Annotated in this window: 11 protein-coding genes; 8 read left to right on the forward strand and 3 right to left on the reverse strand. The window is 47.2% G+C overall.

The window, feature by feature from the left end:
- Positions 1-111 precede the first annotated feature (111 nt).
- The 5 genes from NIES208_RS07650 (at position 112) to NIES208_RS07670 (ending at position 5009) form a co-directional block, all read left to right on the forward strand.
- Complete coding sequence (locus tag NIES208_RS07650) at positions 112-1716, forward strand: mucoidy inhibitor MuiA family protein (RefSeq protein WP_075891385.1); 1605 nt, start codon at positions 112-114, stop codon at positions 1714-1716.
- A gap of 93 nt (positions 1717-1809) precedes the next feature.
- Positions 1810-3426 carry a peptide chain release factor 3 gene (gene prfC, locus NIES208_RS07655; RefSeq protein WP_075891387.1) on the forward strand — a complete coding sequence of 539 codons (1617 nt, stop codon included), beginning with the start codon at positions 1810-1812 and terminating at the stop codon, positions 3424-3426.
- A 20-nt stretch (positions 3427-3446) separates the two neighbouring features.
- On the forward strand, positions 3447-4052 hold the full coding sequence (locus tag NIES208_RS07660) for a TerD family protein (RefSeq protein WP_075891389.1): 606 nt from the start codon (positions 3447-3449) through the stop codon (positions 4050-4052).
- Positions 4053-4073: 21 nt separating this feature from the next.
- Positions 4074-4541 (forward strand): DUF29 family protein, encoded by a 468-nt coding sequence (locus tag NIES208_RS07665; RefSeq protein ID WP_075891391.1) that lies wholly within the window; start codon positions 4074-4076, stop codon positions 4539-4541.
- A 30-nt stretch (positions 4542-4571) separates the two neighbouring features.
- Positions 4572-5009 carry a DUF1493 family protein gene (locus NIES208_RS07670; protein WP_075891393.1) on the forward strand — a complete coding sequence of 146 codons (438 nt, stop codon included), beginning with the start codon at positions 4572-4574 and terminating at the stop codon, positions 5007-5009.
- Between the two features lie 77 nt (positions 5010-5086).
- Here the strand turns inward: NIES208_RS07670 and NIES208_RS07675 are convergent, their stop codons facing one another.
- The gene (locus NIES208_RS07675) at positions 5087-6310 is read right to left on the reverse strand and encodes a glycosyltransferase family protein (RefSeq protein ID WP_075891395.1); all 1224 of its coding nucleotides are present in this window, start codon (positions 6308-6310) and stop codon (positions 5087-5089) included.
- Positions 6311-6636: 326 nt separating this feature from the next.
- Here NIES208_RS07675 and NIES208_RS07680 point away from each other — a divergent pair, with 326 nt between their 5' ends.
- Together NIES208_RS07680 and NIES208_RS07685 are read left to right on the forward strand one after the other, a co-directional pair.
- Entirely contained in the window at positions 6637-8397 is a 1761-nt protein-coding gene (locus NIES208_RS07680) for a sugar phosphorylase (RefSeq protein WP_075891397.1), read from the forward strand.
- A complete protein-coding gene (locus NIES208_RS07685) occupies positions 8378-9229 on the forward strand; it encodes an HAD-IIB family hydrolase (protein ID WP_075891399.1) in 852 nt (283 codons plus the stop codon). Before NIES208_RS07680 ends, NIES208_RS07685 begins: the two co-directional genes overlap by 20 nt.
- Before the next feature lie 23 nt (positions 9230-9252).
- Here the strand turns inward: NIES208_RS07685 and NIES208_RS07690 are convergent, their stop codons facing one another.
- The gene (locus NIES208_RS07690) at positions 9253-10656 is read right to left on the reverse strand and encodes a hypothetical protein (RefSeq protein WP_139325012.1); all 1404 of its coding nucleotides are present in this window, start codon (positions 10654-10656) and stop codon (positions 9253-9255) included.
- A gap of 257 nt (positions 10657-10913) precedes the next feature.
- Positions 10914-11366 (reverse strand): DUF3122 domain-containing protein, encoded by a 453-nt coding sequence (locus NIES208_RS07695; RefSeq protein ID WP_171971736.1) that lies wholly within the window; start codon positions 11364-11366, stop codon positions 10914-10916.
- Positions 11367-11541: 175 nt separating this feature from the next.
- Between NIES208_RS07695 and NIES208_RS07700 the strand changes: the two genes are divergently transcribed.
- On the forward strand, positions 11542-13194 hold the full coding sequence (locus tag NIES208_RS07700; protein WP_139325014.1) for a hypothetical protein: 1653 nt from the start codon (positions 11542-11544) through the stop codon (positions 13192-13194).
- Positions 13195-13445: the final 251 nt, after the last annotated feature.

The following is a 13445-nucleotide window of genomic DNA, read 5'->3' on the forward strand; positions in this document are numbered from 1 at the left end:
CATTAGCTGAGTGGGCAAAACGGAAATAACAAATTTCGACAAACATCTATCGCTGCTAAAAAGTCCTGTTAGCCTGAAGTGAGCGATGCAACAGTCTGGGGAGAAGGCCATATGGCTCGTAACATTGACACGGCGATCGCCGCGGTGACGGTTTTAAGCGACCGGGCGGTGGTCACCCGTAGGGGCAAATTTTCTGTCTCGCCGACGGATCAATATTGGTCAATTTCGCCGTTACCACTGACTATGTCACCGGATTCGATTCGGGTTAAAGGTCGCGGTACAGCCTCGGTAAAGTTTGTGGCGATCGCCACGGAGACCATCGTGACAGTTGAAAGCCTTGACGATAAAATTGCTCCTCTCAATCAGCGCATCGAAGCGCTACAGGGGGAGGCTAAAAGCGAAGGCGATCGCCTTAAAACGCTGGCATTACAGCAAAATTTTGTCGGGAATCTCAGTGAAGAAGCCGTTGGACGCTTTGCAAAGAATTTGGCGACAGCTAAAGTATCCCTCGACCAGGCCAACTCCTTTCTCGATTTTATCGGGACTCAACACCAAACCTTTAGCCAAAAAATTCAAAATCACCAAGAGCGCATCCGCCAGCTAACCCGCGAAATCCAAGCCCTTGAACAACAAAAAGCACTCCTGCGCAACCCCGCCAAAAAACGCCACTATGACCTCGCTTTAACGGTGGAAGTTGTTGGTAGCGGTGAATTTGAACTCGATATTAATTACCAAGTCAGCCAGGCAAAATGGTTGCCCCGGTACGACCTTGCCATTGACACCGCTAGGAAAACCCTAACCCTCGACTACCTTGCAGATGTAATTCAGAGTACCGGCGAAGCTTGGCATAATGCGGATTTGACGATTTCCACTGCCCAAGTTGCCCAAGGCATTATTCCGCCGGAGCTATCACCGTGGTATCTCAATATTCGTCAAGTGCCGCCCCCAAGACCGATGGCCACTACAATGCCAAGGGCAAAAAAACGGCGATCGCCTCCACCGGGGAGGGAAATGGCCGACGAGGCAATGGTCGCTGCAGCGATGCCAGAGGAAGAAATTATCGAATCTGCACCATCGACCTCTGAGGTGAAACAGCAAGGTAGTACCGTGACTTTCCATGTGGGCGCTGGAGGCAATATTCCCAGTGATCATAATCCCCACCAAGTAACCCTATTTCACGGTGAGTATCCTATCGAGCTGACCTATTTGGCGTTGCCCCAGAAGGTGAGCTTTGCCTATCTCCAAGGGAACGTCACAAATCCCATGGATGGTGTCACCCTGTTGCCGGGAGTCGCAAATCTGTTTCGAGATCAAGCCTTTGTCGGGAAAGATCAGCTGCAAAATATTTCGCCGGGACAGGATATGACCTTAAATCTTGGCATCGACGAGGGATTGCAAATAGAAAGAAAGTTAGGCGATCGCCAAGTAGATAAAACCCTCATTAGTCAACTGCGCCGCATTACCTATGCCTACGAAATAACCGTTAAAAATCTCCGCGACCAACCAAAATCCCTCACCCTCCAAGAACAAATCCCCATCGGTCGCCACGAAAAAATCAAGGTCAATCTCCAAAAAATAGAACCAAAAATCGACCCCACAAAACTCGGCATTCTCACCTGGAAAACAGAGCTTAATCCCCAAGAAAAATTCACCTTCACCTACCAATACACAGTGGAATATCCCCCGAATCTGCCAATTCAAGGACTTTTAGAATAGGGGCTGAGTGCGGCGATCGCCGGGCGGGTTGACGAAGGAAGTACAATGGGAGATGGCTTAAATTAAGCAGACTGTAAACGCTCACAGAAATTCATGTCAGCAGAATTACTCAACGAAATCGAAGATGCCGTCCGGACACGACGGAATTTTGCGATTATCTCCCACCCTGACGCAGGTAAAACCACCCTCACCGAAAAACTCTTGCTCTATGGAGGCGCGATCCATGAAGCAGGGGCAGTAAAGGCACGGCGAGAACAGCGGAAAGTAACCTCTGACTGGATGGAAATGGAGCAACAACGGGGGATTTCGATCACCTCCACAGTGTTGCAATTTCTCTACAACGGCTACCAAATTAATCTCCTCGACACACCGGGTCACCAAGATTTTAGTGAAGATACCTACCGTACCCTAGCAGCGGCTGATAATGCCGTCATGCTCGTCGATGCGGCAAAGGGTCTAGAAACCCAAACCCGCAAATTATTTGAAGTCTGCAAACTGCGATCACTGCCGATTTTTACCTTCGTCAATAAGCTTGACCGTCCCGGTCGAGAACCCCTAGAGCTGATCGATGAAATTGAAAGTGAATTGGGTCTATCGACCTATGCGGTGAATTGGCCAATCGGCATGGGCGATCGCTTCCAAGGCGTTTATGACCGTCGCGAAGGTAAAGTGCACTTATTCGAACGCACAGTTCACGGTGCGAAGGAAGCAAAGGACACAATCTTTGACCTTGATGATCCCATTTTAGAAGAACTCATCGAACCAGAACTATACGAACAATTCCGGGAAGAGTTAGAAATTCTCGACGAAATCGGTGCAGAATTTGACCTCGAAGCGATCCATGGCGGCCAACAGACCCCCATCTTTTTTGGTAGTGCCATGACCAACTTTGGTGTGCAGCTATTTCTCACCTCCTTCCTCGACTATGCCCTAAAACCCGAACCCCGCGCTTCGACCCTCGGCGACCTAGAACCGACCTACCCAGAATTCACCGGATTTGTGTTTAAGCTCCAGGCCAATATGGATCCTAAACACCGCGATCGCGTCGCCTTTGTGCGGGTTTGTACAGGCAAATTTGAGAAAGATATGACCGTCAGTCATGCTCGGACAGGCAAAACGGTGCGCCTATCCCGTCCCCAAAAGCTCTTTGCCCAAGGGCGCGAATCCCTCGAAGAGGCCTATGCTGGCGATGTAATTGGTTTAAATAATCCCGGCGTTTTTGCCATTGGCGACACCATTTATAAAGGCAAAAAGCTTGAGTATGAAGGCATTCCCTGTTTTTCTCCCGAACTATTTGCCTATCTTAAAAATCCCAATCCCTCCAAATTTAAGCAGTTTCAAAAGGGGATTAAAGAATTGCAAGAAGAAGGTGCGGTACAAATTATGTATTCCACCGATGAATTTAAGCGAGAACCCATCCTTGCGGCGGTGGGACAACTGCAATTTGAAGTGGTGCAGCATCGTCTCCAGAGTGAATATGGTGTCGAAAGTCGCCTCGAACCGATGGGCTATAGTGTGGCGCGTTGGGTGACCAATGGCTGGGAAGCCCTCGAAAAAGCTGGCAAAATTTTTAATACGATGGTCGTCAAAGATTTGTGGGAGCGTCCTGTTTTACTCCTGAAAAATGAGTGGAATCTCAATCAAATTAGGAGTGATCATCCCCATCTCGAACTGTCGGCGATCGCCCCCATTGGTACTGCTACAAAATAAAAGTTTAAACTGAAAATATTATGGTAATTCAACTCAAAAAAGGAAATAGTATTTCCTTAAAAAAAGAAGCTCCCAAACTCAATAAAATCATGTTGGGATTGGGGTGGGATATGGCAAAAAGTCCTGCTCGCAGAAATCTCTTGGATCTTTTTAAAGCGAGTACAACTATTGATCTTGATTCTTCTGTGTTGTGCCTCAATGCCAGCGAGAAGCTAAAGGGTAAAAACGATGTCGTTTATTACGCAAATCTGCACCATAGCTCTGGGGCAATCCACCACCAAGGCGATAATCTTACTGGTGAGGGCGAGGGCGATGATGAGCAAATTTTAGTAGAACTCAATAAAATCCCTGAGTATATTTCGTCCCTTTTATTTACGGTAAATATTTATATGGGAAAAGAAAGAAAACAGGATTTTAGCGGAATACAAAATGCCTTTGTTCGTTTAGTTGATCTGAGTAACAATCGTGAAATTGCCTATTACAAACTGTCCGAGTCGGCCTATACAAATCAAACATTAATGAAAATGGCTGAGTTGCGCCGTACTCGTGAGGGTTGGCAAATGAAAGCGATTGGTGAAGGGTCGCAATATAGTCTTGATGATCTGGTGAAAATATATCGTAATTAGTCGGCGATCGCCGACTCTGTTATGGCAGATTTCAAGGATGAATGGTCGCCACTTTCACGGCAAGATTTTTATCAGTGGCTTACCCAAATCCCTAGTCAAATGCAGGCTAGTAATTTACCCAAAAAAGACATTGATCAATTGTGTCGAGTACTAAAATTAATGGCAATTGATGAAGAGCTAAAAATTAAAAGTACGCTACGCTTGTTACTATTGCAGCTACTAAAATGGCAACATCAGCCCCAAAACCGCTGTCATCGGTGGGTCGAAACAATGAGCGAATATCGCTACCAGCTCAATGATTATTTTACAGCGAGTCCAACGTTAAAAGATTTTGCCGAATCGGTACTTTTTGATTGTTACCAGGCTGCTTGCGCTACGATGTCCATCGAAGATCATGTCCCGGTGGAGCATTTTCCCGCAGCATCTTTTCCTAAGGATGTCCCTTTTTCAATGGCAGAGATTTCTGATCTAAACTACTTTCCAAAATGATTTTTTACCATTTAATTTGAGGCTATAGCAATGGTGGCGATCGCCGAAGTTTATCGCTTTATCCAAACAGAATTAGAAGTTTCTGAAACCCTGTTAAATCCAGATACTGATTTATTCCAAACCTTTGATTTACAAGCGGATGCCTGCAACGACTTCATGAAAAGTTTTGGCGAGGAATTTAAAGTCGATTTAGATAACTATCTTTGGTATTTCCATCATGGCGAAGCGGGGTTAAATATTGGCGGTTTTATTTTCGCGCCGCCCTACCGTCGCGTTGAACGGCTGGCTATCACCCCTGAAATTTTACAAAAAGCAGCAACAAAAAAACGTTGGAAACTGCAATACCCTGACCATGATATTCCGAAGAAACGTTGGGATATGGTGATCAATAAAGCAATTTTGTTTTTTGTCTTTTTTTATTCCCTCAATCGCTTTGCTCCGCTACTGATTGACCGTTTTCTCGGCTAATAAAGCTCATAAAAAAGAGGCGATCGCCCCTTACCCATTACATCTAGATTTTAGCTTGAAAACTTGTACAAAATATCCTAGCGAGCATTGGTCGCCTTGGCCTCGGCCATATCTTGCTCGACAGCGAGATGGAGCAATTCCCGTAGATTTGGCATAACGGCTAAAGCCCTAGTCCAGTCAGGAATTCGAGAAGCTACCGGTTCGTTGAGATATTTTTTAAACGCAATGGGAATCACTTTCTCGAAACTTTCTACCGTCATCTCTTCCCGGTGGCGATCGTAGGGGATGCCATTACAGGTTGCATCAACAAAATATTGACGAATTAAATCCTGGGCAACGCGCCTAAACTTCACTTGCAATGCCGTTTGATGACCCTTAGAAAAAACGACCGATTCAGACTCCGTTAGGGTGCGCAAAATCGATGACAAAATCTCCGTACACATCTTTTGCAAGCCTTCCGTGGGATTGTCGCCCACTGCTTTATGCTTGTGGTCAAAAAAGCCAAGATCCACCTGGGCAATCCGTTTGGGAGCCGCATTGCGATACACTTCCGCCAGCAACCCTACCTCTAAACCCCAGTCGCAGGGAATGCGGAGGTTTACCGCCAGTACCGAGGTCAGGGCAAATTCTCCCGCTAGTGGATAACGGAAGGAGCGCAGATAATGTAGATAAGCATTACGACCCAGAACATCCTCAAGGGTGGCCAGCAATGGCGCAACGAATAACCGCACAGCGCGACCATGCATCGCACGGGTTTCTAGGCCGAGGCGGGTGTAATAGGCTTTATTGTAGGCAATGCCAAATTCTGGTTCGGCAACTGGATAAAAAAGTTTGGCGACAAGGGAGCGGTCAAAGGTGACAATATCGGCATCGTGCAGGGCAATGATATCGGCTTGTAGGGAAGATAGACCCAGCCCTAACCACACGGCCCAACCTTTACCGGCGTAATCAAGTAAATTAAGCTTTTTTTCTGCCAGTTTACTGATCAGTTCTGTAATTCTGGGGCCATTAGTCCAGATCACGTTGACATGCTGGGGCAGTTCGCTAAAAAACTCGACGGCATGGTGATATTGTTCTTGGGTTTCGGCATACAGGCAGACATTAACGAACTTGATGTAATCACAGCTTTTAAGGTGTTTTTTGATGGTGGTTAGGGCTGGACGTTGGAGTTCTTCGTATAGGGAAGGAATGAGCAAAGCCATGGGGCTTGTTGCACTGAGAGTCCGTAGCCTTTTTTCTAGATAGCTAATGTCGGCGTTAAAGTCGTGGATCGTTGTAATAAAGTCTTGATTGAAATCCATATTGGGCGACCTTTTTCACAAAGCAAGCTGAATGTCCTAAGGGTATCGTATTCTTTTCAATTCTTTGTGCTCTATGTGCTAAAAGGTGTAACAACCCCTACAACGTAGGCTGGGATGCGTTTTAGACTTAGGTCTAATTGCAGTATTGCCCAGGACAAAGGGGGGTGACATGGGACTGATAGGAAACTTGGTCTTGATTATTGTTTGTCTTTTTAAGGTAATGGGACTGGGTGATCTTTTGTGTTTATTTTGTCGGACAAGGGGCTCTGGTTTGTGCCTTGGTTGTGGGCTACTGAAGTGATGATGTTTAGGTGTTTTAACTGGTTATGACTGTTTCTTTTTCTGATTTTGGCGATCGCCTCCGGTTTTATTTAGAGACTCTTTATCCTGATGTGGAGTTTGGGGTATTAAAAGCTAGGATCGTCAAGGCGATCGCCGAGCATGTACCGGAGGAAGGGACGGCAGCGGCACCGCAGCTGTGGGACGAAACGACGACATTGGTGATTACCTATGGCGATACTCTGTTGCCGAGCCAAGATGAGGGCGATCGCCCGACTTTACCGATTTTGAAAGAGTTTCTGGATGCTCGTCTGGATGGGGTGATTAGTGGTGTTCATATCCTGCCGTTTTTCCCCTATAGCTCTGATGATGGTTTTGCCGTGATTGATTATCTGAAGGTCAATCCTCGTCTAGGCACTTGGGATGATGTGGCGGCGATCGCCGAGAACTTTGAAGTGATGGCAGATCTTGTGATTAACCACATTTCCAGCCAATCCGAATGGTTCCAGCAGTTCATTAAACAAGAAGAACCCGGCTGTCACTACTTCATCGAATATCCCCCCGAAACCGATTGCCACCAAGTGATTCGCCCCCGCAGTAGCCCCCTACTAACGCCCGTCGACACCGTCAATGGCATCAAATATGTGTGGACAACCTTTAGCGCCGATCAAGTGGATGTGAATTTCGCGAATCCTGACGTGCTATTGGAATTTATCAATATTCTGCTGAGCTATTGCCGTAATGGGGCGCGCTTTATTCGCCTTGATGCCGTTGGCTTTCTTTGGAAAAGATTAAATACGCCCTGTATCCACCTGCCAGAAACCCATTTTGCCATTCAGCTTTTTCGGGAAATTTTGGCCGTAACCTATCCCGACACCGTGCTCATTACCGAGACGAACGTTCCTAACCGTGAAAATCTCAGCTATTTCGGGCGGGGCAATGAAGCCCACATGATCTACAACTTTAGTCTGCCGCCACTGCTGTTAAACGCTTTAATTCGTGGCGAGTCGAAACACCTCAAAACTTGGATGAAAAGTATGCCGCCAGCCCAAGAGGGTTGTGCTTATTTCAACTTCACCGCTTCCCATGACGGGATAGGGTTACGTCCGGCGGAAGGTCTCATTGAAGGAGAAGAGTTTACCCAGCTGGTGAAAACCATTGAAGGCTTCGGGGCAAGGATTAATTACCGTAGTCAGAGTGATGGTACTCAGCGTCCCTATGAGCTGAATATTTCCTTGTTTGATGCCCTCAAAGGCACGATCAAAGGTGAGGATAAATGGCAACGGCAGCGGTTTGTTTGCTCCCAAGCGATCATGATGGCTCTCGAAGGTGTGCCTGCGTTTTATATCCATAGTTTGCTGGCAACGCCCAATGACTATGAAAAATTAGAAGCCACAGGACACAATCGCAGCATTAACCGCCACCAATGGGATTATGCAGAGCTGTGTGCCAAGCTGGATGACCCGGACTCTGACCAACATTGGGTCTTTAATGAACTCAAAAGGTTGATTTCCATCCGGCGGCAACAAAAGGCGTTTCACCCCAATGCCACCCAATACACCCTTGATTTTCGGAGTGGCTCAATTTTTGGGTTGTGGCGGCAAAGTCGCGATCGCCGTCAGAGTATTTTTTGCATTTACAATCTCAGCGATCGCCCGAAGTCAGTGGCTGTATCAAACTTAAATTTGATTTGTACCGACGAATGGCATGATCTCCTTGGTAGACTCACCATTACCGAGGACACCGAAAAGTTAAACCTCAGTCCCTACCAAATCGCTTGGATTACCAATGTTCCTTTGCTTCACTGATCTCGACGGCACATTACTAAACCATGATGACTACCAGTATGATGATGCCGTTCCCACTCTCAAAAAACTACGGTCGGCAGGCGTACCGGTGATACCCACCACGAGTAAAACCAAGGCTGAGGTCAGTGATTTACGCGCTGCTCTCGGTTTGGGGGATCCCTTCATCGTTGAAAATGGAAGCGGTGTTTTTTTTGAGCTAAACGATACGCGTTTTGATTTTCAGCAGATTGTGCAATTAGAAAAGTTATCAACAACAGTGGTGGCGAATCTCGACATGCTTACCCTAGGGGTAACTTACGAAGAGGCTCGGCAAGGTCTTCAGCAATTGTCAGAGCAGACCGGTGAAACCTTACGGGGCTTTGGGGATTTGACGGTCGCGGAATTAGAAGCGGCTACAGGATTATCTGCTGAAGCGATCCAACAGGCCTGCGATCGCCAATTTAGTGAGCCCTTTGTTCGACCAGAAACTTCCATGCAAACCCTAGAGGCGATCGCCCAAGAACTCGGCTTTAAAATCCTTGTGGGGAACCGCTTTTGTCACCTACTCGGAGCCGGAGCGGCAAAGGGTCGTGCGGTGCAACTGGTGGCGAAGGCATGGCAACTGACCCATGATGGGGACGAAAAAATTACCACGGTAGGTTTAGGAGACAGCCCCAATGATTTGTCGCTGCTCGAAGCTGTTGATGTGGCCATTGTTGTGCCGGGAATAAAGGGCGCTCACCCTGATTTGATTCCTTTTATCGAGAAATATGGCTGGCAAGTAGCGCCAGATACAGGCTGTCGTGGTTGGTCTGGGGCGGTGGAAGCGGCGATCGCCCAGCATTTGTCGTAATCAAGATTAACGCCCCGTAGAAATTAAGCTGATTGTAAAGTACGAACAGAGCGCTTCTGTTTCCCTTTTTGGCGATCTCTGTTTGCCCGAAAAATCCAGTAGGTCAAATAGGGTAGCGTTAATGTTAAAGCAATACCCAGTAATGCACCCCACTCCAATGTGTTTGTGCTGTCATGCCACATTTGCCAATATCGCTCCAAGTGGTGAAACATAAAAAATGTGCCAAAAACCATATAAAGAGAGCGTTCCCCTTGGTTACGACAGGAGTAGCCGCCGAGGGCACAATAGAAAAACACCGAAGCCAAAGCCCACAACATCAGCTGTCCACTCACGCCAACAAATAAATTGGTGAGGATGGTGGATTGATAAATAAGACCATGCCATAGCGCGATCATAATCACCATAAAAATCAATAAAAATCGTCGTCTGCCCAAAAAGAGAAGGAGTCCCCACAGGCCATAAAAACTACCAAAGAGAAGCGGCGATCGCCCCGATGCGGCCATGACACCACCTCCCTCAAAGGGATTATTAATGGCCGTTGGCAAATAACCCATTAAGCTATAGCCAAGGGCCTGTCCAATATCAAAAATCAGCGTTCCCGCCACACTGAAGGCAAAATCGAAAAGTGGCACGACAAAGAGGATCAGCCCAACAGCTAAACCAAAACCAAGGGGCAACCAAAATTCTTCCTCTTCCTTGAAAGAGACAAATTTTTTGTAAAAGGTTTTTTGGCGGCTCAGTAGAATATCGTCGAGCATAATATCCTCCGCCCAGGATGGTTCCAGTTGTCTGGCTGTTAAACCTATGACCTGTACAATTTCCACTGCGGGCAGGTCTAGTCGCTGCAAAAGATCGTAAATAATCGTGAGGCAAGCTTCCCGCTGGGGCACTTGTCGTCCCCGTAGCTCTACCCGAATGATGTTGCTGTGGTGGACAACTTTCGCTGCGACATCTAAATTTTGGAGATTTTTATTAATGGCGATCGCCAATTGTGTCGCCGAGGTTAATTGTGCTGTTTTGCCAGCTTTTCGCTTAACGGCAATGGCCGAGCTAGCCGGGGAATCTAGTTCAGTGGTGCGCTCTAGAAAAGTCTGATTTAGCGTAATTTCGCTTAATAGAAAAGTCTGTTGCCAGACAGCCTGCAAATCACCATAATGCCTCGCAGAAATTTTGACGAGTTCGACATTGTCTGGGTTAAGCCTACGGATTAGCTGCTGCACAGGGGGCAAAATCACTTCGGGTGGTGGTGGCTCTAAGCTATCGAGGCTGAGGTTTAGACAATAGCGGTCTGGTGTTGCCGTTACCCACACATTAAAACGCGCCAGATGATTCCCCAGAAAACTGGCGATCGCCTCAGGTTCCCCCTGTTTTGCGTAGCGAACTAACCGAGACTCATCCATAATGCCGATATATGCAGACCTACTCACTAAACAACCCATACCACTCCCTTGATTACCGAAATAAAAACGAGAGCTTAGAACCCTGCGAGAGTTTTCGATAGACAAAAATGAAGTACAGAATTTCTATTTGTTATTACAGATACATTGTTGTTTAACAGGAAAAGTTGTTTTTGCCCCTCGTATTTTTTTGCCGCAATTCCTATGGACGCTATGTTGTGCCAGAGGCCGAAAAGCCCATAAATCAAGGCTTTGGGACAGCTAGAAATTTTTATTTAAAGTTTCGGTTAAGAAATGAGCCGCCATTCAGAAATGACAGATGCTGGCACTTTAAGGGTTGCCCGTTGTACCGTCGGTAGCTCCAGGACTAGAGGCTCATCTTGGGGTAGCCGCGGCAAAATTTCGGTGATATCGTACTGGCCAACATTAGCCGCTGGCCCATTGTCCCCAAATTCGTCAGGGGCTTGAAAATCCTGACCGCTACGGGTCTGAATCAGTAAAGGCTGGGGGTGTTGAAAGTCAATTTGAGTAGGAAATCCCACTAGGCGCAACTCCAGATGGCCTGCCACTCCATTTTTGACATCTCGAAATACCACCACTTGCCAAGGACGACGGTCAATATCCCGCAATGAATGGCGCGCTTGATCGAGCATGTCGCCATTGCCGTTATGGTACTGACGAATGTCTGCCCGACTCAGGGGTGTCCAGATACCGTCGCTGAGTAAGAGCAAGAGGCTCAAACCGAGGATAAGTAGTAGTCGCTTTAATATGCGTCTGAGTATACGTCGGCTTGGTTGCCCGGTAGAGTTTTGGGGAGATGTTTCTCTTTTGATCATTTTTTGTAACGATAGGCAAATCACAAAAACCTGCTTATATGATGATGGCACAGGACAATGACAATGTAGTTCGTTATTTATGAGTGGGTTTGGTATGAAAAAAGTCTGGCGATCGCCGTTACTGTGGGGCTGTGCAATGACATTCCTATTCGCCTGCGAAGAGACAACAACTAGCGACAACACAAACTCTAGCGTCTCGGAACCCGTTGCCGAAACCCCCGCAAATTGCCCCGATAGCGATCCAGAAGCGCGAAAATTTGATGCCAATAGCCAAGCCTATCTCACAGAAATTTTTAATTATGCGACCCAAGAAGTAGATTTCACCGATGATACCGTTACTTTTCAAACGGTAAATCATGACTTAGTTTTTTGTCGGGCAAATAATGAATGGGCGATTTTGTCACCAAGCCTGACCCAAGCGGAAGATGACTTTGATGGCTTGGCCTTTGACGAATTGTCCGACCCTCCCCGTGAAACCATTGAGGCTAACGGTCAAACGATTCAGTATCGTGCGAATTTATCTCCCAATCCTTTTCCCGATTACGGCAAAAGCCCCGAAAAAGTCGTTTTTGAATTAACCCCAGATGGTGCGACAGAACCGCTCACCTTAGATCTCTACACCCTAGAGCAGGTGCGCCAACTTGGTCTTGGCTTTGACCTCGGTTTTCCCATGGTGAGTCGTGTCGTGCAAATTGAGGATGCTTTACTGTTTGCGGTGATATCCGAGCAAGGGGAAGGATTTAGCGGACTGACAACCCTCATTCGCTACGACCTCAATACCAATAGTCTGGAAAAAACCCAGCCGATTAATTTAATCGGTGAGCAAATTACCGATATGCTTGCGACGACGGTCGGTAATGAGACCATTTTGTGGCTAGGAACAAAATATTCTGTGGAAGGGTCTGCTTTAGTGCCCGCGAAGGGCTTGGTCACTTATACCTTTACCGCTGATACTTGGCAGAACGGTAAAACGGCGGCCTATAGTGTGCACAATAGTCCCCTTGTGGGGGCAATCCCGACGGATTTAGCCCTTGATGGTGAATCGCTATGGGTTGCGACGGGGAGTGGGATTTGTGAGTTTCCATGGCAACAGGTCAAAGACTGGGAAGCGTGGAATTGTTGGGAATTTATTTTGGAAACGGCAATTCCGACTGGTGGTATTCCCCTGTATGGCAGCTTGTTGGGGACAACGCCCTTGACGACTTTAACGCCCACGGGAGAGTCGGCCACGACTGAAGTGTACTGGTGGTCTAGTCTTACTCCCATGGAGTTTGAGGAGGAGGCCAATCGCCTTGGTCGGTTTGAGGTGGCTTACCCGGTGGGGATCATGGTGACGGTACCGGAAGGGGGTTACCGCTGGCAAAATGAGGCATCGTCCCAGCCCACACCGCCTTGGGAAACTAATGTTTTTTGGCCAGGACGGGAATGGCATTGGGGTGGCGATCGCTTTGTCCGTGGCTTTGATGAAGTGAATATTAATGTCTTCGCTCTTGGGGCATCGGGCATCAGCGAAAGGGGTTATACGGATGCTGGACTGCTTGATGTGAATGCGATGCGAGGGGAGCTAGAGCTCGTTGAACTGACCTCTGCGAGTACAACGGTGCAGCATTTTTCTGGTTGGGTCGAAGATGGACAAATTGAACCATATTTTTCTGTGATTCCCTCTCGGAAAATGCAGCCATCAACGCCAAATCCCATAAAGGCGATCGCCCCGACCTTAGAAGAATTTTAGCAAAAACCTTAATAACGAAGAGTTTTCACTATCCTGTTTTGCTGGCCTATCGAGATTAATTAACGTCAGGTCGGGTTAAAATTTCAACCTGAATGCCTCCGAGAAACGGGAGACACAGGAAGAGGAAGAAACGGTGAATCAATCGAAATTCACATTTTTTGATACCTGTGGTTGTTGGTTGGCATAAAAAATCCCCCCTCACTCACTCTCCCCTTCACCGCATCGTCATTCCGAACCTTTCTTAAACCGAA

Source organism: [Limnothrix rosea] IAM M-220 (assembly GCF_001904615.1).
Taxonomy (GTDB): Bacteria; Cyanobacteriota; Cyanobacteriia; order Cyanobacteriales; family MRBY01; genus MRBY01.